The following is a 26681-nucleotide window of genomic DNA, read 5'->3' as shown; positions in this document are numbered from 1 at the left end:
TTAAAAATTATGAAACCAATTCTTTTTTTTATACTTATTACTTTATCAATCACGAGTTGTGAGAAAGGTGTATCTGGTAAAACAGCTAGTGCTGTTGAAGGTGAGTTAATCGTTATTGATAGTGTTGAGGTTTTAAAAGAAGAATTGGTTCTTAACGGAAACAAAGGTATATGGTATTATAAAGGTCAGCCTTACAATGGTTATTCTTTAAAGTACTACCCAAACGGTGTTTTAGAAGAAAAATGGGGTTTTTACAATGGTAAAAGAGAAGGTGTTGCAAAACGTTGGACTAGAAATGAAAAGCTTCAATTAGAATCTTATTATAAAAATAATAGGTTGGTAGGTAGCTACAAAACATGGTGGGAAAATGGTGTTTTGTCTGGTGAAACTTATTATGAAAACGGCGTAAAGCAAGGTGCGGAAAGAAAATGGTTTTCAGATGGACAATTAAATAAATTAAGAAATTTTGTTGATGGAAAAGAACATGGCTTTCAAAAAGCTTGGTTAGCTAATGGCAAAATGTATGTTAATTATGAAGCTAAAAATGGTCGTGTTTTTGGAATGAGAAGAGCGACCTCATGTGTAAGACTAGAAGATGAAGTAATTATCAGGAAAAAATAATATTATGAAATATCTATTAATTGCAGTACTGCTTGTTTTTGCAGGGTGTAAGAATGAAGTTAAAAAAGAAAATATTAAAGTTGTTGAAAATAGTAGAGTAGATTATTTGCCGTATTACAACGATGAATCTTTTACACCACATTGGTTAACGCCAAATACAGAAGAAGAAAAAACATTTCATAAAATTCCAGATTTTTCATTAACAAATCAATCAGGAGAAACAGTTACTCAAGATACTTTTGAGGATAAAATTTATGTAACCGATTTCTTTTTTACAACCTGCCCCGGTATTTGTCCTAAAATGACGGGCAATATGGCGAAAATTCAAGAGGAATTTAAAAACGATCCGGATGTTTTATTGTTATCACATTCCGTAATGCCAAGTACAGATTCTGTTAGTGTTTTGCGTGCATATGCCAATAAAAATGATGTTATAGATAATAAATGGCATTTAGTAACAGGTAGTAGAGATGAAATTTATACCCTCGGAAGAGATCATTATTTTGTTGAAAGTGATTTAGGAGAAGTAAAAAGTATTGATGATTTTTTACACACCGAAAATTTCTTATTAATTGATAAAAATAAACATATTAGAGGAATTTATAATGGTTTAAATAGAGCGTCCATGGCTCAATTAATTACCGATGTTAAAGCTTTAAAACAAGAAATATAAATATAGCTATTTGATTAGGTCAGTATTAATAGTAGGTTAAATTTTGTTTAATAGCTCTAAAGGCTCCACGCGTAAAGCTGGAGCCTTTTTAATTTTTGACTAAATTTGTACTTATGAAAAATATGAGCCTTATTGTTTTAGTGTTACTTAGTTTGTTGTCTTGTGGAAACCATTATCAGTTACCAGAAAAACAATTTAGTACCGTTGTGGTTAGGCATTTGTTAGTAGATTCACTTTTAAACGTTAGAGCGTTAGAAATTGTTAAGGAAAATAATGGGGTTTTCTTTTTAACTTCAGACGGAAAAGCAGGACATATTTATAATAGTGATACTGATAAAAGATTAAATATTGTTTACCCGATTGCTGTAGCGCCAGATTCAATTAAAAACAATTTTAGATCTTTAGCTGTAACTTCAAAAAACGGTTTCGGATTATCTATTGAGAGTCCGGCAAGATTGTATGAAGTTAAAAACGACGAGAAGCGGCTTGTTTATCAAGAAAACCATTCAAAAGCATTTTACGATGCTCTAGATTTTTGGAACGACCAAGAAGGTGTTGCTATTGGAGATCCTACCAATACATGTTTAAGTATTATAGTTACTAGAGACGGAGGAAATAGTTGGTCTAAAATTCCATGCGAAAATTTACCAAAAGCTAAAGAAGGTGAAGCTGCTTTTGCTGCCAGCGACACCAACATTTCTATTGTAGGTAAACATACTTGGGTTGCAACAGGAGGAAAGTCGAGTAGAATATTGTATTCTCCGGATAAAGGAAAAACATGGCAAGCTTTTGAAACTCCTATTATACAAGGCGCAGAAACTACAGGGATGTACTCAATAGATTTTTATGATGCCCAGCATGGTTTTGCTATTGGTGGCGATTACACGAAGCCTGAAGCTAATGTTGCTAATAAAATTAGAACGTCCGATGGAGGTAAAACATGGCAGGTTGTTGCTAGTGGAGCAAACCCTGGATATCGGAGTTGTGTGCAATATGTTCCTCAGTCTAACGGGAAAAAATTGGTTGCAGTAGGTTTTAAAGGTATCGATATTTCTAATGATGCCGGTGATACTTGGAAACATGTTAGTGATGATGGTTTTTATACTATACGCTTTGTTAGCGATTCAATCGCTTATGCTGCTGGAGCGGGAAGAGTATCTAAACTTCATTTTAAATAGTAGATTGTCTTCATTTTAGAAATGCATTTGTAGGAAAAATAATATTTTTTGTTTATCTTGGGAATTGTCAAGTCTTATGAATTTTACTTCATTTATTTAGAATTCGGTAAAATTCTACTATTTTTTTTAAATTTTTCTTATTTTATTTACAAGCGTTATAAATACGTTAAACCTCTTATTTGTAAAGGGTTTTGGTTTATTTAACGCAATAATAACACTGTAATCATCTGTTTTGTAGTGTATTGTTTTGTTTTTTATTTGGAAATATTAAATATAATTATATATATTTGAAAAAATAAACGTCCAAAGTACGTTATTAAAAAAACTAAACTAAATACTGAAATTATGAAACTACCACTTCAAAGAATTAGTAACCATTCTAATTTATCTTCTATTAAGGCTATTTTACTAGCTGTGCTTTTTTTAGGTTTTAACTCTGTACAGGGACAAGACGATGTAGTAAACGATGATTATAAAGCTTTTACAGCTGGTGCTCATTTAAAAAACATGCACTTATGGCATGGGTTTGTTGTGCACCCAGGTGCTATGCTTGCTACTAATTTGGAGTTTAATTCAAGAGATGCTAAATTCACTTTTGGTGTTTGGGGCGGTGCGAGTTTAACAACAGTAGATGTCACTAATAAAATTACAGGTGAAAATGTTGGTGCTCACTATCAAGAATTTTCTATTTATACAAAATATCGTTTTTCTGATAAGTTTTTTATCGAAGCGGTTACTCACAATAACTACACAGGTGTAGAAGAGCGTGGTGATGTGTTACATTACTGGAGTTATGATAAAACGCAAGGGTATAACTTTGTAGATCTTAACTTTGGTTACAATGTTACGCCAAATACGTTATTATATTTTGCTACCATTCTTGGTGGTGGTTCTGGAGACTACGAAGTGCAAACTGATGGTTCTTTAGAAGACTCTTGGACGCATTACTTTGAGGTGAGTAGTAAGGTTTGGGAAAAGGGAGATTCTAGCTTATCACTTTTCGCAGGAGGCGCATGGTCTTTTGTAACAGATAAAACTTTTTATACCGAAGGAGCTGGTAATTTAATAAATGTAGGGGCAACCTTCAATAAAAATGTTAAATTAGGTACTTATAATTTACCAATTGGAGTAACTGCTATGTGGAATCCAGAAAAAGAGAAAACAGTACTTCAAGTAGATTTTACAATATTTTAATAACCAATAACTAAACAAAATAATTCTTTAAAACGTTCATTATGAAAACAAAAAACAAAACTTCGGTTCTAAAGCAATGTTTAAAGCCATTAATGGTGCTTGCATTAATATTTAATTTATCTAGTTGTGTAGAGCAAACAGGTTCTACAAGTGCCACTGTAAATTCTGCAGAAGATACAGGTGTTACTGTAGCAAGTAATGTAGATTTAACTGGAATGAAAATTGGGTATTGTACACCATCTTTAAATGCTCCTTATTATCAAGCTTTATTACAAAGTATAAAAGCTAATACAGAAAAAAATGGTATGGTATTTTTATCTGCCGATGGTCAAGATGATATTAACAAACAAGTTGCAGCTGTTGAAGATTTAATTACTAAAGGTGTTGACGCTTTATTGCTAAACCCAAAAGATCCTGATGCTTTAGTAGGTGTTACAAGAGCAGCAAAAGCTGCAGGTATTCCTGTTTTTATTATTGATAGTTCTATAAATCCTTCCGCAGACTATGTTACAACTATACAGTCTAACAATTTAGCAAACGGAGAATTAGCAGGTGAGTGGTTAGTTAAAAAAATGGGAAACAAAACAATGAATATTGCTTTATTAAGTGGTAACGCTGGTAACCCTGTTGGAAGAACTCGCAAGCAAGGTTTATTGCAAGGTATTACAGAAGAGCAATTAAGAACGCAAGGTAAAATAGATTTAAATGTAAAAACGCAAGCTTATACAGAGTGGTCTTACGCTGGTGGTTTAAAAGCTATGGAAGATATTTTAGTAGCGCACCCAGATATTAATGTAGTAATTACAGAATCTGATGTTTGTGTATTAGGAGCTATTAAAGCAATTGCTCAAGCTGGTAAAACAGACGATATTTTAATTGTAGCTGGTGCAGACGGACAAAAAGAGGCTATTAAGTATATTATGGATACCGATTTTTACGGTTGTACAGCAATGAATAGCCCAGTGCAAATTGGTAAAAATGCTGTTCAATATGCTATTGAATATATCAACGGAAAAAGAGATTTCCAAAAAACATCTTTCACAGCGCCTTTACTAATTACAAAAGAAAACGCTGCTAAGTACTACGATCCAAAAGCATTATTTTAATCTTTTAAAATTTTATTGATATGCATAATTCAGATAATGAATACCGTCTTGAAATGACCGGAATATCAAAAAGTTTTGGTGTTGTTTCAGTACTAGAAAATGTAAATTTAAGAGTAAAGCCTGGAGAAATCCACGCTTTACTTGGCGAAAATGGTGCGGGTAAATCTACTTTGGTTAAAATCCTTAGTGGTGTGCATCAAAAAGATTCTGGAAAAGTAATTTTAGATGGTGAAGAAATTAGTCCTAAAAACACTCACGACGGGCAGGTTTTAGGTATTAGTGTTGTGTATCAAGAATTATCTTTAGTAAACGATTTATCGGTAGCCGAAAACATATATCTGCACAAACTTGGTGCAAGTAAATTTTGGATGAACTGGAAACAAATTACTAAAGATGCTCAAGAATTAATAGATTCTTTAGGGTTTGATATTGATGCATCTGCAACCGTAAGAAACTTAAGTATTGTGCAAAAGCAAGTGGTTGAAATTGCCAAAGCACTTTCTGAAGACACTAAAGTTTTGGTGCTAGATGAGCCTACAACGGTTTTCGATCCAACGGATACTAAAAAATTATTCGATAACCTTTTTAAGCTTAGAGATAAGGGAATTTCTATTATTTACATTTCGCATCATTTAGATGAGATTTTTAAAATTGCAGATTCTGTTACCGTACTTAGAGATGGTGTAGATACTGGAAGTATGGCTGTTAAAGATACAAATACGGATGGAGTAATTCGTTTAATGATTGGTAGAGAATTGAAAGATTTATATCCAACACGTGATGTGAAAATAGGAGATGTTCCTGTATTTGAAGTTAAAAACTTAACAGCAAAAGATACTTTAGTTCACGATGTATCATTCTCGGTACGTCCTGGTGAAGTGCTTGGAATTGCAGGTTTAGGAGGAAGTGGGAGAACGGAAACCGCAAAACTTATTTTTGGAGCTCACAAGAAAAAATCGGGAACTTTAATTTTAAACGGAAAAGAAATAAAAACAAATTCACCAGTATGTGCTGTTGGACACCAAATTGGTTTTGTTTCAGAAGATAGAAAAGAAGACGGTGTGTTTTTACCATTGTCCATTAGACGAAATATTAGTGTAACCAATTTTGCAGGTATTTCAGGAAAGCTAGGCTTTATTAATGTGGACGATGAGTATAAAAATGTGTTAGGTTTAATTGAAAAATTAAATATAAAAACTCCAAGTTCAGAGGTCGATGTTAAAAACCTAAGTGGTGGAAACCAACAAAAGGTGGCTTTAGCAAAATGGTTAAGTATAGACAGTAAAGTTATTTTTATTGACGAGCCTACACGTGGCGTTGATGTTGGGGCGAAAATTGAAATTTATAACCTTATTAATGAAGTTGCTAAAAAAGGCGTTGGAGTTGTAGTCATCTCTTCTGATATGCCTGAAATTATGGGGATAGCAGATCGTATTTTAGTGATGCACGAAGGTACATTCTACGGAGAGTTAACCAAAGAAGAATTTTCCGAAGAAAACATTTTACGCTATTCTATTGGCGAAAAACTTAAACAAGTAGTCTAACAAAACTATAACAAAAAACAAAAATCATGGCATTAACAATAAAACAACAACTTAGTAGCCCTGGCGGTATACTTAAGTTTCTCGTAAAACATAATACAATTTTCATTTTCATATTGCTGGTTGTTTTTTCAGCATTAATTTCGGATGTATTTTTTACATCAACAAATCTTTCAAATTTATTAAAACAAGTTTCGGGTATAGGTATTATTAGTATCGGTATGTTGCTTGTTATTTTAACCGGAGGAATCGATTTATCTGTGGGTTCTATGGTAGCTTTACTGGCGGTTACCTTTGCAATTCTAGTTAATATTGTGGTGCTACCATTGGCAATTGTACTAACTATTGTTATTGGTTTTGCCTTAGGGAGTATTGCCGGATATTTGGTCGCATTTCAAAAAATGGCACCCTTTGTCGCTACTTTGGCTTTAATGACGATTGCTAGAGGATTAGGGTTTATCTATTCTAAAGGATCTCCAATTACTTTCAAAACTCCAGGAGGAGAGTTTATGTCTAACTTTGCAAATAATTCTACATTAGGTATTCCAAATATTGCCATTGTATTCTTTTTAATTGTGATTTTAGCTATGGTTATGTTGCGTTACAACGTCTTTGGACGATTAATAATTGCTATTGGAAGTAATGAAGAAGCATCGCGTTTATCTGGTATAAAAGTTAATAAATACAAGTTTTTAGTCTATGCTATCTCTGGAGCTTTAGCAGCAACTGCTGCTGTAATTGTAGCATCAAGAACCAACTTAGGGTCGCCTAACATGGGGATGGCTTGGGAGTTAGATGCTATCGCTGCCGTTGTAATTGGTGGAGCAAGTTTAAATGGCGGAAAAGGTACCGCGATAAATACCTTAATGGGTGTGCTTATTTTAGGTTTAATAGGAAATATTCTAAACCTTTTAAATGTACCATCTTATCCGCAGCAAGTTGTAAAAGGAGCTATCATTATTTTTGCTGTGTTACTTCAACGTTTCGATAGCAAATAATATCATATAATACTTAGAAAAAATGACAAGTTATAAATTAAATAACCAGAACCTATCAAGGTTTGAGGGTGAGGTTTCTATTCCTCAATATAACAGGAATAATGTGAAAACTGGAATTGTACATGTTGGTATTGGTGGGTTTCATAGATCGCATGAGGCGTTTTATACCGATCAATTATTGCATGATGAATCGAATGCAGATTGGGGTATTTGTGGTGTAGCATTGCTAGATTTTGATGCTAAAATATATAATACTTTAAAGGAGCAAGATGGCCTATACACTCTAGTTGTAAAAGAGCTAGATGGTACGCTTACTAAGCGTGTAATTGGTTCTATTGTTGAGGTACTGTATGCGCCAGAAGATCCTAAGAAAGTAATTGAAAAAATGGCTAGCCCAGATGTTAAAATTATTAGTTTAACAATTACAGAAGGTGGTTATAACTATAATGAGGCAACAGGTGAATTCAATTTTGAAAACCCTTTAGTGCAACACGATATAGCTAATGCTGAAGCTCCAAAAACTATTTTTGGTTACTTAACGCAGGCGTTTAAATTAAGAAAGGAACGTGGCTTAAAAGGTTGTACTATTCAGTCTTGTGATAATATACAAGGTAATGGACACATGACTAAAAAAATGCTTTTAAGTTATGTAGGCGTTGCCGAGCCAGCATTGGTTGCTTGGGTAGAAGAGCATGTATCTTTCCCGAATGCTATGGTAGATAGAATTACGCCAGCAACAAGTCCTTCGGATATTTCAAGCCTAAAAGAAACTTCTGGTATTGATGATGCATGGCCAGTAGTTTGCGAACCTTTTAAACAATGGGTTATAGAAGATTATTTTTCTGCAGGAAGACCAAGCTGGGAAAATGTAGGCGCTCAATTTGTGCCAAATGTGGAGCCTTACGAAAAAATGAAACTTCAGTTATTAAATGCTGGTCATTCTGTTTTAGGAATTCTAGGTGCTTTAATGGGGTATGATACTATAGATGAAGCTGCTAACAACCCAAGTGTAAATGCATTTTTAAGAGCTTATATGGGTAGAGAAGTTGCTCCAATTTTAAGTGACTTAAAAGGTGTGGATTTAGAAAGTTACGAAGTATCTTTACTACAACGTTTCGGTAATGTTTATATTAAGGATCAAATTGATCGAATTTGCTCGGAAACTTCGGCTAAATTCCCAATATTTATTTTACCAACTATAAATGCGCAGTTAAAATTAGATGGCCATATTGAGCATGCAGCTTTAGTAACTGCGGCATGGGCTATTTACAGTTTGGGTAGTGATGAAAACGGAAAGGCTATAAATGTTAAAGATGTTATGGCATCTGTTTTAAATAAAAAGGCAAAGGAATCTAAAAATTGTCCAACCACGTTTTTAGAAATCGAATCTGTTTTCGGAAAATTAAAAGATTCTAAACTTTTTGCGGAAGCTTATACTAGCGCTTATAAAGACATTGTAAAGCATGGTGTCGAAAAATGTGTTTTAGAAATGAATATTAATCGTGTAAATTTTATATAAAATGGCAAATATCACAAGTTTTGGAGAAGTCTTGTGGGATGTTTTTCCAACCATGAAAAAAATTGGAGGCGCTCCATTAAATGTTGCAGTTAGGTTGCAATCTTTTGGAAATAATGTGTCTATGATTAGTCGTATTGGTGAAGATGAAAATGGCGAGGAGATCGTTAAATTCATTAAGTCAAAAGGCGTAAATGTTGATGGTGTTCAGGTAGATTCAACTCACAAAACAGGAAAAGTAAAAGTAGTATTAGATGAAACAGGTTCTGCTTCTTACGATATTATGTTTCCTAGAGCTTGGGATAAAATCGAGCTTAACGATCAGGTAAAAGCGATTGTATCTAATGGTGATGCCTTTGTATTTGGTAGTTTAATAGCTAGAGATGATGTTTCTCGAGAAACGCTTTATGCGCTTTTGAAATTAGCAAAATATAAAATATTTGATGTTAATTTAAGACAGCCATATTATACTGCTGAGGTTCTTAAATACTTAATGAGTCAGGCTGATTTTGTAAAGTTTAACGACGATGAAATTTTAGAGATAGCAAGTGATTTGGGCTTAAAGTCTAATGTTTTAGAAGACGCTATTCAGTTTATGGCGAAAGAAACTCAGGCAAAAACTATTTGTGTTACTAAAGGAGGTAAAGGCGCTATTTTGTATTTTAATAATACCTTTTATTATAACGATGGTTATGAGGTAACAGTTGTAGATACGGTTGGTGCTGGCGACTCGTTTTTGGCTTCCATTGTTACACAATTATTAAATAAAACAGCACCGCAAGACGCTTTAAACTTTGCTTGTGCTGTTGGTGCCATTGTAGCAAGTAGCGAAGGTGCAAATCCCGAAATTAAAGAAACAGATATAAAGCGAATGATTAACAGCTAAGAATTTGTTTTTTGTTAATAGTGCTTGAGAAGCTTTATGAATTTGGTCATAAAGCTTTTCTCGTTTTATAGAGTTAAATTAAATTAGCATTGAAGTTTATAATGCTTTCTTTAATGTTGTGTGTTCTTAGATAGCTTAAATATTTAAAATACTTTTCCGTGAAAACGGAATGGTTACTTAAGTCTTTAAAAATCGATTTTATTTCTAAAAACTTAATAGGGTTTTGTTGAGATAGTGCTGCCATTCTAATTAGTGTATTACTGATAGAATCGTTTATGTTGTAAGGGTTGCCTTGGTCGTCAATACCATCGTTATATTTACACCAAGCTGCAATTACAAAAGCAATGTGGTTAAAATCTTTTGTTTCTTCTGAAAACTGAATATCTAGTGTTGACAAAATAAAAATTGGAATTTTAGCCGAACTTTCACTACAAATCCGAGACAGACTATCATTTATATTCGGGTTTTTAAACCGAGAAATTAAAGTTGTTTTATATTCTTCTATAGTTTTGTTTTTGGCATCAACCAAAGTTGGTGTTACTTCAAGGTCCATAAAAGTTTCAAGAAATAAAATAAAATCATCATCATTGGCAGCTTCTTGTACTGTTTTGTAACCGTGTAAAGTGCCTAAAACGCCTAAAATACTATGGCCAGCATTTAAAAGCTGCAATTTCATGTTTTGGTATGGTGCAATATTTTTTACAAATTGAACACCTACTTGTTCCCAATTTGGCTTTTGTTTATAGAAGTTGTCTTCAATAATCCATTCTGTAAAAGATTCGCAAACTACAGGCCACTGGTCTTCTATTAAATAGTCGTTTTTTAGCGCATCTAAATCTTTGTGGTGGGTAACTGGTGTTATTCTGTCAACCATTGTGTTTGGAAAGGTTGTATTGCTTTTTAGCCAAGGTAGTAAGTCGGGTTCATTCTTACTTACGTAATTTAAAAACGAAAGCTTCATGGTGTCTCCATTATCCTTAATGTTGTCGCAAGATAGAATGGTGCAACCAGATAATCCGCGAAGTTTTCTAAGTTTAAAAGCCTGTGTTAAGTATCCAAAAACAGTTTTCGGGTTAAACGGGTTTATAACTTCTTCTGCTACTGCAGGATGTTTTTGGTTAAATTCACCAGTAATTTCATTTAAGTGATAACCATCTTCTGCAATGGTTAAACTAATTATTTTAATATCAGGGTTTGCCAAGCGCTCAATAACCGCCATTGGGTTTTCTGGTCCAAAAAAATATTCTACAATAGAGCCAATTATTTTAGGTTTATGTACGCTAGTGGCATCTTTGGTTATTAGGGTGTAAAGCCCGTCTTGATCTTTTAAAACATTATAAGTTTTTCTATCGGAATCCAATAAATCTATACCACAAATACCATAGCTTAATTCATGATGCTTTTCAATTAAATTGTGCATGTAATAGGCTTGGTGAGAGCGATGGAAATTACTCACGCCAATATGTGCAATACTTGTTTTAACTTGGTCGCGATCAAACAGAGGGGTAGAAGCGTTTTCTTTTATCGCTTCTATATTTTCCATGTTTAAATATAAAGAATTGGGCATTTTATTTGGTATTGTGTGGGTGTTTAAATTCTTTTTAAATTTACATAAAAAAATATTGATTTGCATTGAAAATTTGCGGTTTCATTGTATATTAGAGAATATAAAAATATTTTATTGTTTTTTTTACAGATGAATTTTTAAGGTGAAAAATGGATTTTAGGAAGCGAGATAATGTATCGGTAGATTGTGTGATTTTTGGATTAAATGATTTGGGTTTAAACGTTTTATTGCGAAAGCGAACCTTGAATATGTTTGATGAAAATTACCCAGTTATTGACGATTGGATGATTACCGGTGGACGTGTTTTTATTAGTAAAACCTTAGAGGAGTCTGCCAATGTAATTTTTGAAGGTATTACGGGGTATAATGAATTTAACAGAACTCAATTTAGAACCTATGGAAATCCAACACGATTAAAATCTGATAAAGATTTGCTTTGGGTGCGTAGCCATGGTGTAAAAACGCAATCTATGACTATTGCTTATTATTTTGCACAACCCATAGAAAGCATTATTGTTGATGAAGATCAGTTTAAGTGGTTTTCTATCGATGCGTTGCCAGAGCTAGGCTTCGATCATAGTAAAATTATTAAAGATGCGCACGAGGATTTAAAACAGAAAATTATGGTAGAGCCCATAATATTCGATTTAATGCCTAATAAATTTACTTTAAATGAATTGCAATTTGCTTTCGAGTCGGTTTTAGAAATAGAACTCGATAACCGAAACTTTAGAAAGAAAGTATTGAAGAAAATATATATTGTACCATTAAATGAAACTAAAAAAGGAACGGCTAAAAAACCATCCAAATTGTATGTTTTTAGCCGTGATGTTTATGATAAAGTTTCGGAAAAAGACTTTATTGTTAATGTATAATCTTTAGTGTTATTCCGTCTTTCCTTCGCGTTTACGCTTCTTGTATTCGTCAAATAATTTGCGGTTAAAATCATCTTCTGTAGCTTTTAGTAAAATTATCTTTTTTGGAGAAATTATTTTCTTTAAGTTAACAATAAGGTTAACGCGCTCTTGGTGCAATGTGTTTTCGGCCTGTACAAATTTCTCTAATAATTCTTCAGCTTTAGCATCAGTAAGTGTAGCTGCATTATCTTTTATTTCTTTACGAATACCACGCATATCTTCATATTTACATTTTCTAGATTTTTCGTCGTAGGCATTGTAAATAGGCCAGAATGCTTGCGCTTCTTTAGCTGTTAAGTCTAACTTTTCGGTAATAAAGGATACTTTTAACGCTTGTATGCGCTCGCGATCTTTATGTTGAGCAAATACACTTATGGTAAATAAGAGTACGAATAAGGTTGAAATGTATGTTTTCATGTTTTGTTATTTTATAATTAAATCTTCTACAGAAGTGTTTTCTAGAAAATAGCCTTCCATAGCTTCGTCTGCAAATTCTAAAGAGTCAAAATCATCTTCAGATATATCATCTACTAATAATAGTGAGGCGATTTCATAAGAGCCTACGTTTTCATCTAAAATATAGTTCTCTACAGTTTCGGTGTCTAGACTGTCCCAGCTTGTTTCTTTTTCAAAAATTGAAAGATTGAATAATAATAGAACTGCGGCAGCAATACTTGAAAAATAAAGTAGATTCTTTTTGTTGAACAAAGGAATCACTTTTGTCGTTTCTTTTTCTGAAACTTTACTTAAAATACTGCTTTCTAGGGTATCGAAATAACCATCGGGAGCTTTGAAACCAGAATCACTTAGGGTTTCACTTAGCTTAATTTCAGCCATTAAGCGATCTTCAAGATTATCGAAATAATCTTTGGGAGCTTTTAAGCCTGAATTAGTTACGTTATGTATTTTATTTGTTTTCATCTTATTATTAAGACTTGTTTTTTTCTAAAAGGTTTAATCTTCGGTTAAAAACGCTTCAATTTTTTTGACTGCCAAATGGTACGATGCTTTTAAAGCGCCTTCACTTGTTTCTAAAATTTCAGACATATCTTTATATTTAATGTCTTCAAAATATTTCATATTAAAAACCAATTGTTGCTTTTCCGGAAGCGTAGCAATGGCTTGCTGTAATTTTAATTGAATAGCATCGCCTTCAAAATAAACATCGGAAGCTAAATTATTAATAGCTAAATCTTGTACTTCCTGGTTACTTGTTTGCAAACGTTTAGCATTTTTGTTTATAAACGTAATAGACTCGTTAGTAGCTATACGGTACATCCAGGAAAAAAGTTTACTATCACCTTTAAAATTACCTATGTTTTTATAGATTTTAATAAAGGTGTTTTGCAACACATCATCAGTATCATCATGCGATTTTACAATATTTCGAATATGCCAATACAGTCGCTCTTTGTAAAGCGTTATTAGCTCTCTAAAGGCGGATTCTTTATGGGTATCCGATTTTAATTGCTCTATGAGCTGTATTTCGTCCGTCACTAATACTTCTTTATTTCTTAGACTTATAAATATACAAAAGGTTTAATACGTTATAATGTTTTTTTTAAAAATATAAAACGCTCTGTTCTTGTAGATTTTGTTTGTTTTTATCGTTAAAAAGCATATATTTTAGATTAAAAGCATATTTGTTTTGTTTTGTAAGATTAATTGTCTTAAATTTGCTTCAGAAACCTGCTTAAGTTGTTAGATGCCCCAAATCTAGCATTAACCTACAAAAAAGGATAGAAACCCCCAAGTCTCTATCCTTTTTATATTTTACAACATGTTTTTGAAGTTTATTCGAAACTTTGCATATCTACAAGTTTTTTATAGACGCCATTTTTATCAATAAGTTCCTGGTGTTTACCTTGCTCTACTATTTCGCCTTTGTTTAAAACAACAATTTGATCTGCATTTTGAATGGTTGAAAGTCTATGTGCAATAACTATAGATGTTCTGTTTTTCATCATGTTTTCTAGAGCAACTTGTACTAAGCGCTCGCTTTCGGTGTCTAAGGCAGAGGTCGCCTCATCTAACACCATAATTGGAGGGCTTTTAAGTACAGCGCGCGCAATACTTAAGCGTTGCTTTTGTCCGCCAGAAAGCTTGTTTCCTGCGTCGCCAATATTGGTTTCAATACCATTTGGTAAATCTTTTACAAATTCCCAGGCATTTGCAATTTTTAAGGCTTCAATAACCTCGTCGTCGGTAGCGTTTTGTTTACCTAGTTTTAGGTTGTTTTTTATGCTTTCGTTAAATAGAATAGCATCTTGTGTTACAATACCTAACTGCGCACGTAAAGCACTTGTTTTTAAATCACTAATGTTGATGCTGTCTATTAAGATCTCTCCTTTGTTTACATCGTAAAAACGAGTGATTAAGTTGGCAATTGTAGATTTACCACTACCAGATTGGCCTACTAAAGCAACGGTTTTTCCTTTAGGAATGGTTAATGAAAAATCTTTTAAAACATAATCATCTTGATATTTAAAGGAAATGTTTTTGAATTCAATTTCAGAATCGAAACTCGTTTTGTCGATAGCACCTTCTTTATCTTTTAAAGGGTTAGGTGTATCAATAATTTCCTGTATTCTTTCCGCAGCAGCGCTACCTTGTTTTATTTTGTATAAACCGCGACTAATCGCTTTTGCAGGTGTTAAAATGTTATAAGCAAGCCCCATGTAAACAAGAAAGGTACTGCCCGTTAATGAGGAATCGGCATTACCGCTTAATACTAAGTTTCCTCCATACCATAAAATTACGGCAATCATACAAATACCTAAAAACTCACTACTTGGCGATGCTAGGTTTTGACGATTTAGTAGCTTGTTTGAGAAGTTGTAAAATCTAGTTGTTGATTCTTGAAACTTTGTATTGAAGTTGTCTTCTGCACTAAAACCTTTAATGATACGTAATCCTGTTAATGTCTCTTCTAAAGTAGATAAGAAAACACCTTGCTCTTTTTGAACACGATCGGATTTTCGTTTTAAACTTTTTCCTATTCTTGAGATAATAAAGCCCATTATAGGGATGAAAACGAATACAAATAATGTTAAGTTTACACTAATGTATAGCATGGCTATTAGTGTGAAAATAATAGTTAGAGGCTCTCTTACGATTAATTCTAAAACCGATAGAAAAGAGTATTGTAAATCTAAAACATCACTAGTTACTCTTGATAGGATGTCACCTTTACGTTGTTCTGAAAAATAAGAAAGCGGCAACTCCATTGTTTTTTTGTAAACGCTATTTCTTAAATCTCGAATAACCCCATTTCTTAAAAACACTAAGAAGTAATTTGCTAAATAACCGGCAATATTTTTTAGGAAAAACATAACAATTATTAAGCCAACCACATAAACTAATGCTTTGGCATTATCGCCACCAGTTAGTTGATTCATTTCGAACGCTAAATAGTTTTCAGCATATTCTCCTAGCTTCATTATGCCTGTGTAAACAGGTTTTGATGTAGGAACCACCTTTTTTGCGTCGAAAATAACGTCTAGCATAGGCTTTAATGCTATAAAAGAAAGTGTACCAAATAACGCATAAAACACATTAGCGATAATGTGTCCTATGGCGAAATTTTTATATGGTTTGGCATACCGAAGTATGTTATAAAAATGATTCATCTAAATTGATGCTTGTTTTATTTAAATTGTTCTGATCCTTAAATAAGGTTCATGCTTTTTAAGATGTCTTCAGCTTTAGCGTCTAATGAAGCTTCGGTTGTTTTAAAATCTTCAACAGCTTTTAGCTCTGTGTTTACACTTACGTAGAACTTAATTTTTGGTTCGGTTCCACTTGGTCTTAATGCTACTTGGCTTCCATCTTCAGTATAGTAAATTAGTACATTAGATTTTGGAACGTCTATTGTAGATTTTTCACCAGTAATCATGTTTTTTGAAATTGATAAATCGTAATCTTCAAATTTTACAACTTTAGAACCATTAACAACTTTAAGTGTGTTGTTACGAGCATCCGTCATCATTTGTTTGATTTCTTCAGCACCTTCAATACCTTTCTTAGTTAACGAGATTAATTTCTCTTTGTAAAAACCATGTTCTGTATATAATTGAAGTAATTCATTAAAGAAAGAACTTCCGTTAGATTTTGTGATAGCTGCAATTTCGCATGCTAATAGGGTAGAGGTTACGGCATCTTTATCGCGAACAAAATCGCCAACCATAAAACCAAAACTCTCTTCACCACCACCAATAAAATCTAATTCTGGAAAATCGTGAATTAATTTAGCTATCCATTTAAAACCAGTTAAAACAATTTTACTTTCTACACCGTAAGATGTAGCTAGTTTTGTTAGCATAGGTGTAGATACAATTGTAGATGCAATAAATTCTTTACCTTTAATTCTGTCTTCTTCTTTCCATTGTTTTAGTAAGAAATCCGTCATCATTAACATGGTCTGGTTTCCGTTTAGTAATTGTAATTCACCATCAGCATTTCTAACGGCTACGCCTAAACGATCACAATCTGGATCGGTACCAATAACGATATCTGCATTTACTTTATCGGCTAATTCTAAAGCCATTTTTAAAGCAGCAGGTTCTTCTGGGTTTGGAGATTTTACTGTTGGAAAATCACCATCTGGCACTTCTTGTTCTTTTACAATATGTACATTTTTGTATCCAGCACGTTTTAATGTTTCTGGAACTGCGGTAATTGATGTACCGTGTAATGATGTAAATACAATAGTTAAATCGTCTTTAGCGGCTTGAGTTGCGCCAACCGAACCGTTTTGAACTGATGCGTTGATAAAAACATCGTCAACATCTTTACCTATATATTGAATTAAATCGTTGTTTGCCTCAAACTTAATATCAGCATAATCTAAATCGTTAATTAAGCCAATAACACCACCATCATGCGGAGGTACTAATTGCCCACCATCTTGCCAGTATACTTTGTAACCATTATATTCTGGTGGATTGTGAGATGCTGTTAATACAATACCACAGTGGCAGTTTAAATGTTTTACTGCGAAAGATAATTCTGGTGTAGCACGTAAATCTTCAAATAAATAAACTTGAATACCATTTGCAGAAAATACATCGGCAACTAATTTTGCTAAAGATTTACTGTTGTGTCTACAATCGTAAGCAATTACAGCTTTAGGTGTTTCATCTGGAAAAGATTTATGCAAATAATCACTTAAACCTTGTGTGCTTTTACCTAAAGTATATTTGTTAATACGGTTTGTACCAACCCCCATAATACCACGCATACCACCTGTACCAAATTCTAAATCTTTATAAAAGCTTTCTTGTATATCTTTTGGATTGTTTGCAATACTATCTTTAATAGTTTTTTGCGTTTCCTCATCAAAAGCTGGTGTTAACCAGGCGTTTATTCTGTCTAAAATTTTTGGTTCAATGTGTATCATATATGTATAATTAGTTGTGTAACAAATGAGAACAAAAGTAAACAATTGTTGAAGAATAATTTTTAAAAACAGGCAATTTTGATGCTCTTAAAAGTGTTTTTAACTATTTCTTAATGATTTTAGTTTAAATTTAATTCATCTTTAATTAAATACCGTTTTTTATCTGGTCTGTTTCTCAAGATAATTTCTCCTAAAAACCCAGCTACAAAAAACTGTGTACCAATAATCATGGTAGAAAGTGCGATATAAAATTGAGGGCGTTGCGTAATTAACCTACCTGCGCGATCTAGAAATAATTTATCAATACCAAGATAAATTGCAAATGCAAAACCAATGGCAAACATTATAAAGCCTAATGCTCCAAAGAGATGCATAGGGCGTTTTCCGAAACGAGATAGAAACCAAATGGTAATTAAATCTAGAAAACCATGAATAAAACGATCCATGCCAAATTTAGTTTCACCATATTTTCTGGCTTGGTGCTGTACTACTTTTTCACCAATATTAGAGAAGCCTGCGTTTTTTGAAAGCACCGGAATATAACGGTGCATTTCGCCATTAACATCAATGTTTTTTACAACTTCTTTTTTATAAGCTTTTAAGCCACAATTAAAATCGTTCAGTTTTACTCCCGATGTTTTTCTGGCAGCCCAATTAAATAGTTTTGATGGAATGTTTTTAGCTATTACAGAGTCATAACGTTTCTTTTTCCAGCCCGAAACCAAATCGAAACCATCCTTTGTAATCATATTATAAAGATCCGGAATTTCGTCTGGATTATCTTGTAAATCGGCATCCATGGTGATAATTACATCGCCTTCCGCTTTTTCAAAACCGGCATGTAAAGCCTGAGATTTTCCAAAATTCCGTAAAAACCGAATGCCTTTTACGCTATTATTTTGCGTTGAAAGTAAGGTGATGATATTCCATGACTCATCTTTACTTCCGTCATCAATAAAAATAATTTCGTACGAAAATTGATGCTTTTGCATAACGCCAGCAATCCAATCGTGCAATTCGGTTAAAGAGTCTTGTTCGTTAAGTAGTGGTATAACTACTGATATATCCATGTAATTTTTTTCAGATAATAAAGTTCAAAAATACTGAAATTATTCTGCGTCAGGGTTCTTTTTTTTCATTGCTGCCGCAACTATTAAACCAATAATACTAAACATAACTAAGTAACCGGCCAAACCTTTAGCGATGTTGGCTAAAGAATAATTGTTTTGAGCTTCCATGTTTTCAACGGTTTGGTCGATAATATCAGTTGGTGAATTAAAGCCCTCCATCATTTGTACTGTTTTTTCAATAGTAATCTCTTTTAAAGCGGTTGCAGCTTCTGGATCGATAAAATTGAATAATATATAAGATACTAAAGTACTAATTAGTAACCCTAGGGCAACAGTAATAAAATAGGCTGTAAAAGCTTCTTTAAAAGTAGCATAACTGTTTTGAGCTTGTTTAACCTTGGCTACAGAAACAATTCCGAAAACAATAATAGCAATTAAAATGAAGGCACCTAGCCAAGTATTAGCAAGTAATTCAATATTTACGGCGTAAGGAATTATAGTGATTAGCGCTAGAAAAGCTCCTAAATACAATCCGAAATTAGTAGCAATAGATTTTAAAGTTTTTTCCATGATATTTTGATTAAATTATTTTAGTTGAATTGTTAGTGTTCAAAGATACTAAAACGTTACATTTGTACCAGTAAAAAATAAAATGCAAAAAAGATTGTGAATTTATAAAATTTACTTAAATTTGCACTTCCAAAATTGAAAAGAATAAAAAGCATTTAGCGATGAGAAAAGGTATACACCCAGAAAATTATAGATTAGTAGCGTTTAAAGATATGTCTAACGAAGATGTGTTTTTAACAAAATCTACAGCAAATACAAACGAAACTATTGAGGTTGACGGTGTTGAATATCCATTAATAAAAATGGAAATTTCTAGAACGTCTCATCCTTTTTACACTGGTAAATCTAAATTAGTAGATACAGCTGGTCGTATTGACAAGTTCAAAAACAAATACGCTAAGTTTAAAAAATAAATTTAGCCTACATTTAATATATAAAGCCTTCATATTTAATATGGAAGGCTTTTTTGTTTTCTATATTTAAATTACATTTGAATTCATAATTAAAGTTTGTGTTGGCAAGCTTTTAATTTTATACTTAAAATGAATTATATACTTTTTGACGGTCCTTCAAGAAATAATCTATTGCCTTTTACTTATACAAGGCCTGTTGCAGATATTAGAGTAGGCATATTAACTATTCGTGAAAAGTGGGAAAGCTATTTAAGTTGCACAACAACTACGGTAACTGAAGATTATTTAGCAGATAAATATCCGATGGTGGAGATGGAAGTTAATGTTATGATTAACGCGTCGTACTTGCCAAATGAGGGATTGGTTGCTAAAATTAAAACATTAGAAGAAAATCAAGCTATTTTTCAAGGAGACGATGTTATTGCTTTTTTTGCAGTAGAAGGACAAGAAGATATTGATTTTGATGACTACAAAGCCATTGAGTTTGATGGCGATGTATTAAAAATTGAAAATACTTGGGATATTTTTTCTAAAAACGGCGATGCAATCAAGGCCGATTTTGAATTAATTACAGAAGATAGAAAGTCTGAAACTATCTCGGAAACCAATAACCTTATAGCTCCAGAAAACATTTTTATAGAAGAAGGGGCGAAATTGGAATATGTTTCGTTGAACGCTACAAACGGACCTATATACATTGCTAAAGATGCGGAGATAATGGAAGGTGCGCTTATTCGTGGGCCTTTTGCTTTATGCGAATCTTCTACTATTAAAATGGGAGCCAAAATTTATGGTCCAACAACAGTAGGGCCTTTTAGTAAAGTTGGTGGCGAGGTTAATAATTCGGTTATTTTTGGGTATTCTAATAAAGGACATGAAGGCTTTTTAGGGAACTCTGTATTAGGTGAGTGGTGTAATTTAGGTGCTGACACTAACAATTCTAACCTTAAAAATAATTATGCCGAAGTGCGCTTATGGGATTACCAAACAGAAGGTTTTGCTAAAACAGGTTTACAGTTTTGTGGTTTAATGATGGGTGACCATAGTAAATGTGGAATAAACACCATGTTTAATACCGGGACTGTAGTTGGCGTTAGTGCAAATATTTTTGGAACGGGGTTTCCTCGTAATTTTGTACCAAGTTTTTCATGGGGCGGAAGCAGTGGTTTTACCACTTACTTAACAAAGAAAGCTTTTGAGGTAACTAAAATTGTTATGAGTAGGCGCGGTATTGAATTTACCGAGCAAGAAGAGGCTATTTTAACTCATGTTTTTGAGGAAACAAAAAAGTTTAGAAGAGAATAGATTTATGTTTTAAAATAAACAGATGAAGTTTTTTTGTAAACTTTTGAATTACACAGGTATTTGTATATTTGTTTAAATATCAGTTTTTTATGATGAAATTTGTAGTCTGTATTTTTTTGTTTTGTAACGGAATAGTTTTAGCTCAAAATGAAAATTATGTTGTTGAGAATTTAAGTTTGAACAATGAAAATCCTCATTTTGGATTAATGCGAGTTGCCGATGCGGTTATAGTAACATCTTTTCAACTTGATAAAAAAGGAAGAGTAAAGCGCGTTCAAGGCCAGCCAAAACTAACAATATTTCAAGGTGAGATTAAGAATTCTGAGACTATTGAAAACTTATCAACTGTTCAAATCGATCCCAAAGCTGGTGTACCGCAAATTACTAGCGCAACATTATCTCAAGACGGAAGTCTTATTTATATCACTACAGTTTATACCAATAAAAATAAACCAAACGTTAGGTTTAAGGAAACTAATTTTCATTTAGAAGTTGGGGAGTTTAAAGCCGGTGTTGGTTTTACTAATTTTAAAGTGTTGCCATTTTGTAAACCTCGGTTTTCTTATGCGCACCCCGCGTTAAGTCCCGATGGTAAAACTTTGTTTTTTACCGCAAATATTAAAGGAGGTAAGGCTACTACAAAAGGAGGTTCAGATATTTTTAAGGTGGATATTTTAGATGGCAACACATTTAGTGAACCAGAAAATTTAGGTTCCAAGGTGAATTCTTATGGAAAAGAAATGTTCCCATTTATAGCTAGTGATAATACATTGTATTTTTCATCCAACAGACCTAATGGCTTTGGAGGTTACGATTTGTATAAATGTAAAATTAATGAAGATAGTACTTATGAAAAAGCAGAAAAACTTGAAAAACCATTAAATAGTGTTAAGGACGATTTGTCTTTAATAATGAATGCAAATAATACTTCTGGTTTTTTATCGTCGAAACGCTTAGGCGGAAAAGGAGACGATGATATCTATGTTTTTAAAATGAAATAAGTAGGGAATTGCCTATCTTGAAAAAAATAAGACAACTAATATATTATATGAATATTTTTTTTAAAAATATTTACTTGTTTTCTGTAGTGTTTTTGGTTGCAGTGGTGCTGGATAATTTAATTAAACAAAATCTCGATACATCCTTTAATCGACATATATCTAAGAGTTTAGTAACAGGCTTGTTGTTAGTTTACTATTTGGTAAACAAGAATGATAAGGTACCAAAATTAAAATCTAACGCCGTAATTATTGGGTTAGTTCTTTTTACTATTGGTGGGTGTTTTGGTACACTTATGAATAATAATCAAATATTTTTTTTACTCTCTTTTGTTTTTTTTGTTGCTGGCAAGTTTTTCTATGCCTTGAGGTTAGCGAAAAATCATGATTTTAGCTTTAAGAGAATATTCTTTTTCTTGTTGTTTTTTAGTTTGTATATGTTCGTGCTTGTTAATGAGGTTTACGAAAAGTTAGGTGATCAACTTATAATAATCGTTATTTATTTTTTTATTTCTATAGTTTTATTAGCATTCGCTTTTGTTCGAAAGGAATTTGTTTGCTACAAGAGTTATATTTTGGTGTTTTTAGGCTTGTTATTTTTTGTGATATCAGAAAGTATGTTGGTTGTAAAACTCTACGGAAATAGTTTTGCCTTTGATGGTCCAACGCTTCTTGTTTTATATGAGTTGGGACAATATCTTTTTATTCTTGGTGTTTTAGAAGAAGTTTTAATTAAACCAGTTGAAATAGACTAAATATTTTCTTTTAATTTTTTCACCTGTTTTAATTCTAGTAAGTTGATAGGGTTTATGCCTAAATGCTGAACGTTTTTCCTTGTAAATCGAACCACTTCATCATAAAATAAAGGAATAATTGGAGCTTCTTGCATAACTAATGAATCCATTTTAGAATAAAGTTGTTCTCTGTTTTCCGGATTAGTTTCAGTAAAAGCTTGTTCGTACCAAGAGTTAAATTGTGGATTTTGAAAGTGCGTGTAATTTGGTCCGTTTGGTGAAAAGTTTTTACTATAAAATAAAGATAAATAATTTTCAGCGTCAGGATAATCGGCAACCCAACTCGCTCTAAATAAATCTAATTTATTGTTCGCTTTAGCATCTTTTAAAGTGGCGGCAGGTATAACATCAATGTTGACTATAAGGCCCGTTTTTTGTAGTTCACGTTGTATGTATTCGCAAAAACTTAAATAGTTTCCAATGGTTGTAATTGTAATTTCGGGGTTTTGTTTACCGGTCTCGTTTTTATATTGTTCAACTAATTGTTTAGCTTTTTCTGGCTTATAGTTAAAACCTGTAGTCGCATTGTAACCAGGTAAACCTTTAGGTATAAAGCCGCCATTTGCGGGAATTCCAACACCGTTACGCAGGTAAATCATCATTTTTTTTCTATCGAAGCCGTAATTAATGGCTTGTCTTAATAGTTTTGATTGTGTTTCCGAGGTTTCAGAATCTAAGTTAAACCCTAAGTATTCGGTATTTAAATATGGACCACGAATTAAGCGCGATGTTTTTTCGTAGGATGCTCTTAATTTACCATCAGCCGTTAAAATTTCATCTTTATATGAGGCATCTAAACCAGAAACGAAATCAATGTTTCCTTGCGCAAATTGCATAAATTCACTTTGCTTGTCTGGTAAAAAGGTGATGGCAACAGCTTCTAGGTAAGGTAGCTGCTTTCCGTTAAGGTCTTTTTCAAAATAATTTTCATTTTTTCTAAAAACTAGCTTTACATTTTCTTCCCATCGCTTAAATTTAAAAGGACCTGTTCCAATAGGGTGAGCTCTAAAATCTGAATTATAGAAATCTACAATTTCCTTAGGCACAACCGAGCAGTATTTCATGGTTAGTAACCCTAAAAACGCGGGAAATGGTTGTTTTAATTTAATTTGAAACGTAGTATCGTTAATCACATTAAATTGGTCTACTTTATTTAAAATCCAACTTCCGGGAGATGCAATTTGTTTATCTAATAATCTGTTTAAGCTATAAGCGACATCTGTAGCAACAACGGTTCTGGTGGAGTCTTTGCCAAATAGTTCGTGTTTGTGGAAATAGACATCATTTCTAAGGCTGAAGTTATATGTTTTTGCATCTTCAGAGATTGTCCAGTTTTTTGCAATACATGGTATTACTTTTAAGTTGTTATCCATTTGTACCAGACCATTAAATAGTTGGTTGGTAGCCCAAATATCGGCAATGTCTTTAGAGAAAGCAGGATCTAGAGATCCTATATTTTTATGCTCATTATAGCGAAAAACAAGATGGTCTTTGGCTGTATTTGTATCGCTTTCACATGAAAAAATGAATAAAACAACGCAACTAATTGAGAGATAGTTTATTATTTGACTAGTAACATGTTTTATCATATAACTTATTAATTGTAAATTTGCAGACTTTTTAAATGTAAAGATAATTTTAAAAAGATCTTGAAACAAGCAGAGGATAACAAAATATAATGAATAAAAAAGTCGCATTTTATACTTTAGGTTGCAAACTGAATTTTTCCGAAACATCAACTATAGCTAGAAACTTTGACGATGAGGGATTTAGTCGCGTAGATTTTTCTGAAAAGGCAGATATTTACGTTATTAACACCTGTTCGGTAACCGAAAATGCAGACAAACGTTTTAAAACTATTGTTAAGCAAGCTCAAAAATCTAATCCAGATGCTTTTGTAGCTGCAGTGGGGTGTTATGCACAATTAAAACCTCAGGAACTAGCCGATGTAAACGGAGTAGACTTGGTGCTTGGTGCTACAGAGAAATTTAAAATAACAGATTATTTAAACGATTTATCTAAAAACGATTTTGGTGAAGTGCATTCTTGCGAAATTGAAGATGCCGATTTTTATGTTGGTTCTTATTCAATTGGAGATAGAACACGTGCTTTTCTAAAAGTTCAAGATGGTTGCGATTATAAATGTACATATTGCACCATTCCTTTAGCACGTGGTATTTCTAGAAGTGACACTATGGAAGGCGTATTGAAAAACGCACGAGATATTTCAAAACAAAATATAAAAGAAATTGTTTTAACCGGTGTTAATATTGGTGATTATGGCAAAGGTGAATTCGGAAACAAAAAACATGAGCATACGTTTCTAGATTTAGTAACAGAGTTGGACAAAGTAGAAGGTATTGAGCGTTTACGAATTTCGTCTATTGAACCTAATTTACTAAAGAATGATACCATTGATTTGGTTTCGAAATCTAGAGCTTTTGTACCACACTTTCATATTCCTCTACAATCTGGAAGTAATGAAATTCTTAAAAAAATGAAACGCCGTTACATGCGTGAACTTTATGTAGATCGTGTTTCTAAAATAAAAGAAGTTATGCCTCATGCCTGTATTGGTGTGGATGTTATTGTTGGGTTTCCGGGTGAAACTGATGAGCATTTTCTAGAAACTTATAATTTTTTAACCGAGTTAGATATTTCATATTTACACGTGTTTACGTATTCGGAACGGGATAATACCGAAGCTGCAGAAATGGATGGTATTGTTCCAGGTAATGTACGTAGTAAGCGAAGTAAGATGTTGCGGGGCTTATCGGTTAAAAAACGCCGTGCATTTTATGAAAGTCAATTAGAATCAGCAAGAACTGTTTTGTTTGAAAGTGAAAATAAAAGCGGTTACATTCATGGTTTTACAGAAAATTATGTAAAAGTAAAAACGCCATGGAACCCAGAATTGGTAAATACTTTACATGCGGTAAATCTTACGAAAATTGATGATGATGGCTTAGTGCGTTTCGATTTTGTTAAGCAAGATAGCGTTGCTTAATAACTGCTTTTTCATCTTGCATTGGTTTATTTGAGTTTAAACGATTTTATTTTGCTAAATGTTGTTTGCTGATGTAAGTTTACATCAAGTGTTTTCGGTATAAAGTATCGAGATTTATTAATTATGAAAAGAAACTTAAAATTATTAACTTCTCTCTTAGTTGTTTTTCTGTTCATGTCTTGTTCTAGTGACAATGATGATAACGATAAAGATTCTATTTTATTAGGAGTTTGGCAAACCAGTGAGGTTACCACAGAAGCTACAACAACATTTACATTAGTTTTTGGAGACAATAATACCGGATTAAGTATTTATGCTATCGAAACGAATACAGGTGAAGAGACTTCAAGTTTAGAGCCTTTTAATTGGGAGCTAAATGGTAAAGTGGTTACGATTTTAGATACAGATGTCTCTGGAAATAGTTATGAAATAAATGATGACGGACAACTTGAGTTAACTGGTTCTGCAGGTGTGGTTGTTCTTGATAAAATATCTAATGATTATTCAGATTATTATTGATAGTCAACGTTGAATATAAAACATAAAAAAATCCGAAGCTTTGCTTCGGATTTTTTGTTTTAGGTTATTTCTAAAATTAGATTCTTACGCCTACTGGTAGCATGCGCTTGTACTTTCTGTTGCTTCTAACAAATTTTGCTATTTCTGGGCAAGTAGGCATCACGCTTAAGTTACGTTCAGCTATTTGATCAAATACAGCAGATAAAAAATCTTTACTAAAGTTTTCGTCCGTTATGCTTTCTGGAATAAAAAGTTTTGTTAAAAAAATCTTTCGTTCTTGTAGAGAATATTCGATTATGGCCATTTGGTCATCGATTTTAATTTCAAATTGACGTAAAAAATCGTTGTCAATCAAGTCAGCAGCTTCAACCATATCATAAAATTTTTAAAATTATTTGCAAACTTGAAAT

26 protein-coding genes are annotated in these 26681 nt (G+C 32.8%); 16 read left to right on the top strand and 10 right to left on the bottom strand.

Annotated elements, in window-relative coordinates:
- Nucleotides 1-9: 9 nt before the first annotated feature.
- From DFQ06_RS13675 to DFQ06_RS13635, 9 genes are all read left to right on the top strand, one after another.
- Nucleotides 10-621 carry a toxin-antitoxin system YwqK family antitoxin gene (locus DFQ06_RS13675; RefSeq protein WP_133968244.1) on the top strand — a complete coding sequence of 204 codons (612 nt, stop codon included), beginning with the start codon at nt 10-12 and terminating at the stop codon, nt 619-621.
- A gap of 4 nt (nt 622-625) precedes the next feature.
- Nucleotides 626-1294, top strand: a complete 669-nt coding sequence (locus DFQ06_RS13670) for an SCO family protein (protein ID WP_133968242.1) — start codon at nt 626-628, stop codon at nt 1292-1294.
- 113 nt (nt 1295-1407) lie between these two features.
- Nucleotides 1408-2472 (top strand): WD40/YVTN/BNR-like repeat-containing protein, encoded by a 1065-nt coding sequence (locus DFQ06_RS13665; RefSeq protein WP_133968240.1) that lies wholly within the window; start codon nt 1408-1410, stop codon nt 2470-2472.
- A gap of 345 nt (nt 2473-2817) precedes the next feature.
- A complete protein-coding gene (locus tag DFQ06_RS13660) occupies nt 2818-3666 on the top strand; it encodes a hypothetical protein (protein ID WP_235833546.1) in 849 nt (282 codons plus the stop codon).
- Nucleotides 3667-3707: 41 nt separating this feature from the next.
- Complete coding sequence (locus tag DFQ06_RS13655) at nt 3708-4772, top strand: substrate-binding domain-containing protein (protein WP_042495808.1); 1065 nt, start codon at nt 3708-3710, stop codon at nt 4770-4772.
- A gap of 20 nt (nt 4773-4792) precedes the next feature.
- The gene (locus DFQ06_RS13650; protein WP_074937875.1) at nt 4793-6316 is read left to right on the top strand and encodes a sugar ABC transporter ATP-binding protein; all 1524 of its coding nucleotides are present in this window, start codon (nt 4793-4795) and stop codon (nt 6314-6316) included.
- Nucleotides 6317-6342: 26 nt separating this feature from the next.
- Nucleotides 6343-7311 (top strand): ABC transporter permease, encoded by a 969-nt coding sequence (locus DFQ06_RS13645; protein WP_074937873.1) that lies wholly within the window; start codon nt 6343-6345, stop codon nt 7309-7311.
- 22 nt (nt 7312-7333) lie between these two features.
- Nucleotides 7334-8830 (top strand): mannitol dehydrogenase family protein, encoded by a 1497-nt coding sequence (locus tag DFQ06_RS13640; protein ID WP_133968238.1) that lies wholly within the window; start codon nt 7334-7336, stop codon nt 8828-8830.
- Between the two features lies 1 nt (nt 8831).
- Nucleotides 8832-9713: a carbohydrate kinase family protein gene (locus DFQ06_RS13635; RefSeq protein ID WP_042505834.1), complete on the top strand. Its 882-nt coding sequence runs from the start codon at nt 8832-8834 to the stop codon at nt 9711-9713.
- A 73-nt stretch (nt 9714-9786) separates the two neighbouring features.
- On the opposite strand, the gene DFQ06_RS13630 is transcribed toward DFQ06_RS13635, so the two are convergent.
- Complete coding sequence (locus DFQ06_RS13630) at nt 9787-11256, bottom strand: mannitol dehydrogenase family protein (RefSeq protein WP_235833545.1); 1470 nt, start codon at nt 11254-11256, stop codon at nt 9787-9789.
- Between the two features lie 173 nt (nt 11257-11429).
- Here DFQ06_RS13630 and DFQ06_RS13625 point away from each other — a divergent pair, with 173 nt between their 5' ends.
- Nucleotides 11430-12155, top strand: coding sequence for an NUDIX hydrolase (locus tag DFQ06_RS13625; RefSeq protein ID WP_074937865.1), 726 nt, complete (start codon nt 11430-11432; stop codon nt 12153-12155).
- A gap of 9 nt (nt 12156-12164) precedes the next feature.
- On the opposite strand, the gene DFQ06_RS13620 is transcribed toward DFQ06_RS13625, so the two are convergent.
- From DFQ06_RS13620 to DFQ06_RS13590, 7 genes are all read right to left on the bottom strand, one after another.
- Nucleotides 12165-12614, bottom strand: a complete 450-nt coding sequence (locus tag DFQ06_RS13620) for a Spy/CpxP family protein refolding chaperone (protein WP_133968234.1) — start codon at nt 12612-12614, stop codon at nt 12165-12167.
- A gap of 6 nt (nt 12615-12620) precedes the next feature.
- Nucleotides 12621-13118, bottom strand: coding sequence for a hypothetical protein (locus DFQ06_RS13615; RefSeq protein ID WP_042505830.1), 498 nt, complete (start codon nt 13116-13118; stop codon nt 12621-12623).
- Nucleotides 13119-13151: 33 nt separating this feature from the next.
- On the bottom strand, nt 13152-13694 hold the full coding sequence (locus tag DFQ06_RS13610; RefSeq protein ID WP_133968232.1) for an RNA polymerase sigma factor: 543 nt from the start codon (nt 13692-13694) through the stop codon (nt 13152-13154).
- Between the two features lie 296 nt (nt 13695-13990).
- Nucleotides 13991-15826: an ABC transporter ATP-binding protein gene (locus DFQ06_RS13605; RefSeq protein WP_042505828.1), complete on the bottom strand. Its 1836-nt coding sequence runs from the start codon at nt 15824-15826 to the stop codon at nt 13991-13993.
- 38 nt (nt 15827-15864) lie between these two features.
- Nucleotides 15865-17595 carry a phospho-sugar mutase gene (locus DFQ06_RS13600; RefSeq protein ID WP_162857670.1) on the bottom strand — a complete coding sequence of 577 codons (1731 nt, stop codon included), beginning with the start codon at nt 17593-17595 and terminating at the stop codon, nt 15865-15867.
- Nucleotides 17596-17714: 119 nt separating this feature from the next.
- A complete protein-coding gene (locus tag DFQ06_RS13595) occupies nt 17715-18665 on the bottom strand; it encodes a glycosyltransferase family 2 protein (protein ID WP_042505827.1) in 951 nt (316 codons plus the stop codon).
- 39 nt (nt 18666-18704) lie between these two features.
- Nucleotides 18705-19235 (bottom strand): DUF4199 domain-containing protein, encoded by a 531-nt coding sequence (locus DFQ06_RS13590; protein WP_042495793.1) that lies wholly within the window; start codon nt 19233-19235, stop codon nt 18705-18707.
- Nucleotides 19236-19396: 161 nt separating this feature from the next.
- Here DFQ06_RS13590 and DFQ06_RS13585 point away from each other — a divergent pair, with 161 nt between their 5' ends.
- From DFQ06_RS13585 to DFQ06_RS13570, 4 genes are all read left to right on the top strand, one after another.
- A complete protein-coding gene (locus DFQ06_RS13585; protein ID WP_042495792.1) occupies nt 19397-19648 on the top strand; it encodes a type B 50S ribosomal protein L31 in 252 nt (83 codons plus the stop codon).
- 129 nt (nt 19649-19777) lie between these two features.
- Complete coding sequence (locus DFQ06_RS13580) at nt 19778-20953, top strand: GlmU family protein (RefSeq protein ID WP_042505825.1); 1176 nt, start codon at nt 19778-19780, stop codon at nt 20951-20953.
- A gap of 89 nt (nt 20954-21042) precedes the next feature.
- The gene (locus tag DFQ06_RS13575; RefSeq protein WP_133968230.1) at nt 21043-21954 is read left to right on the top strand and encodes a TolB family protein; all 912 of its coding nucleotides are present in this window, start codon (nt 21043-21045) and stop codon (nt 21952-21954) included.
- A gap of 47 nt (nt 21955-22001) precedes the next feature.
- Nucleotides 22002-22706, top strand: coding sequence for a lysoplasmalogenase family protein (locus DFQ06_RS13570; protein WP_133968228.1), 705 nt, complete (start codon nt 22002-22004; stop codon nt 22704-22706).
- Here DFQ06_RS13570 and DFQ06_RS13565 read toward each other — a convergent pair.
- The gene (locus DFQ06_RS13565) at nt 22703-24334 is read right to left on the bottom strand and encodes an ABC transporter substrate-binding protein (RefSeq protein ID WP_235833543.1); all 1632 of its coding nucleotides are present in this window, start codon (nt 24332-24334) and stop codon (nt 22703-22705) included. The genes DFQ06_RS13570 and DFQ06_RS13565 overlap by 4 nt on opposite strands.
- Nucleotides 24335-24423: 89 nt before the next feature.
- Here DFQ06_RS13565 and mtaB point away from each other — a divergent pair, with 89 nt between their 5' ends.
- Both mtaB and DFQ06_RS13555 read left to right on the top strand, forming a co-directional pair.
- Entirely contained in the window at nt 24424-25752 is a 1329-nt protein-coding gene (gene mtaB, locus DFQ06_RS13560; protein ID WP_133968224.1) for a tRNA (N(6)-L-threonylcarbamoyladenosine(37)-C(2))-methylthiotransferase MtaB, read from the top strand.
- A 123-nt stretch (nt 25753-25875) separates the two neighbouring features.
- Nucleotides 25876-26271, top strand: a complete 396-nt coding sequence (locus DFQ06_RS13555) for a hypothetical protein (protein ID WP_133968222.1) — start codon at nt 25876-25878, stop codon at nt 26269-26271.
- 76 nt (nt 26272-26347) lie between these two features.
- Here the strand turns inward: DFQ06_RS13555 and DFQ06_RS13550 are convergent, their stop codons facing one another.
- Nucleotides 26348-26644, bottom strand: a complete 297-nt coding sequence (locus DFQ06_RS13550) for an N-acetyltransferase (RefSeq protein WP_133968220.1) — start codon at nt 26642-26644, stop codon at nt 26348-26350.
- Between the last annotated feature and the right edge of the window lie 37 nt (nt 26645-26681).

Origin of the sequence: Algibacter lectus (genome assembly GCF_004368925.1) — a bacterium.
Classification (GTDB): Bacteria; Bacteroidota; Bacteroidia; order Flavobacteriales; family Flavobacteriaceae; genus Algibacter; species Algibacter lectus.
This window is presented reverse-complemented; position numbering and strand designations above follow the sequence as displayed.

Excerpts from the sequence above, each read along its gene's own strand:
- DFQ06_RS13575 (WP_133968230.1), top strand. The coding sequence starts at position 21,043 with ATGATGAAATTTGTAGTCTGTATTTTTTTGTTTTGTAACGGAATAGTT.
- DFQ06_RS13615 (WP_042505830.1), bottom strand. The coding sequence starts at position 13,118 with ATGAAAACAAATAAAATACATAACGTAACTAATTCAGGCTTAAAAGCT.
- DFQ06_RS13665 (WP_133968240.1), top strand. The coding sequence starts at position 1,408 with ATGAAAAATATGAGCCTTATTGTTTTAGTGTTACTTAGTTTGTTGTCT.
- DFQ06_RS13590 (WP_042495793.1), bottom strand. The coding sequence starts at position 19,235 with ATGGAAAAAACTTTAAAATCTATTGCTACTAATTTCGGATTGTATTTA.
- DFQ06_RS13585 (WP_042495792.1), top strand. The coding sequence starts at position 19,397 with ATGAGAAAAGGTATACACCCAGAAAATTATAGATTAGTAGCGTTTAAA.
- DFQ06_RS13645 (WP_074937873.1), top strand. The coding sequence starts at position 6,343 with ATGGCATTAACAATAAAACAACAACTTAGTAGCCCTGGCGGTATACTT.
- DFQ06_RS13565 (WP_235833543.1), bottom strand. The coding sequence starts at position 24,334 with ATGATAAAACATGTTACTAGTCAAATAATAAACTATCTCTCAATTAGT.
- DFQ06_RS13655 (WP_042495808.1), top strand. The coding sequence starts at position 3,708 with ATGAAAACAAAAAACAAAACTTCGGTTCTAAAGCAATGTTTAAAGCCA.
- DFQ06_RS13630 (WP_235833545.1), bottom strand. The coding sequence starts at position 11,256 with ATGGAAAATATAGAAGCGATAAAAGAAAACGCTTCTACCCCTCTGTTT.
- DFQ06_RS13555 (WP_133968222.1), top strand. The coding sequence starts at position 25,876 with ATGAAAAGAAACTTAAAATTATTAACTTCTCTCTTAGTTGTTTTTCTG.
- DFQ06_RS13660 (WP_235833546.1), top strand. The coding sequence starts at position 2,818 with ATGAAACTACCACTTCAAAGAATTAGTAACCATTCTAATTTATCTTCT.
- DFQ06_RS13580 (WP_042505825.1), top strand. The coding sequence starts at position 19,778 with ATGAATTATATACTTTTTGACGGTCCTTCAAGAAATAATCTATTGCCT.
- DFQ06_RS13625 (WP_074937865.1), top strand. The coding sequence starts at position 11,430 with ATGGATTTTAGGAAGCGAGATAATGTATCGGTAGATTGTGTGATTTTT.
- DFQ06_RS13570 (WP_133968228.1), top strand. The coding sequence starts at position 22,002 with ATGAATATTTTTTTTAAAAATATTTACTTGTTTTCTGTAGTGTTTTTG.
- DFQ06_RS13650 (WP_074937875.1), top strand. The coding sequence starts at position 4,793 with ATGCATAATTCAGATAATGAATACCGTCTTGAAATGACCGGAATATCA.
- DFQ06_RS13595 (WP_042505827.1), bottom strand. The coding sequence starts at position 18,665 with ATGGATATATCAGTAGTTATACCACTACTTAACGAACAAGACTCTTTA.
- DFQ06_RS13640 (WP_133968238.1), top strand. The coding sequence starts at position 7,334 with ATGACAAGTTATAAATTAAATAACCAGAACCTATCAAGGTTTGAGGGT.
- DFQ06_RS13635 (WP_042505834.1), top strand. The coding sequence starts at position 8,832 with ATGGCAAATATCACAAGTTTTGGAGAAGTCTTGTGGGATGTTTTTCCA.
- DFQ06_RS13620 (WP_133968234.1), bottom strand. The coding sequence starts at position 12,614 with ATGAAAACATACATTTCAACCTTATTCGTACTCTTATTTACCATAAGT.
- DFQ06_RS13670 (WP_133968242.1), top strand. The coding sequence starts at position 626 with ATGAAATATCTATTAATTGCAGTACTGCTTGTTTTTGCAGGGTGTAAG.
- DFQ06_RS13600 (WP_162857670.1), bottom strand. The coding sequence starts at position 17,595 with ATGATACACATTGAACCAAAAATTTTAGACAGAATAAACGCCTGGTTA.
- DFQ06_RS13550 (WP_133968220.1), bottom strand. The coding sequence starts at position 26,644 with ATGGTTGAAGCTGCTGACTTGATTGACAACGATTTTTTACGTCAATTT.
- mtaB (WP_133968224.1), top strand. The coding sequence starts at position 24,424 with ATGAATAAAAAAGTCGCATTTTATACTTTAGGTTGCAAACTGAATTTT.
- DFQ06_RS13675 (WP_133968244.1), top strand. The coding sequence starts at position 10 with ATGAAACCAATTCTTTTTTTTATACTTATTACTTTATCAATCACGAGT.
- DFQ06_RS13605 (WP_042505828.1), bottom strand. The coding sequence starts at position 15,826 with ATGAATCATTTTTATAACATACTTCGGTATGCCAAACCATATAAAAAT.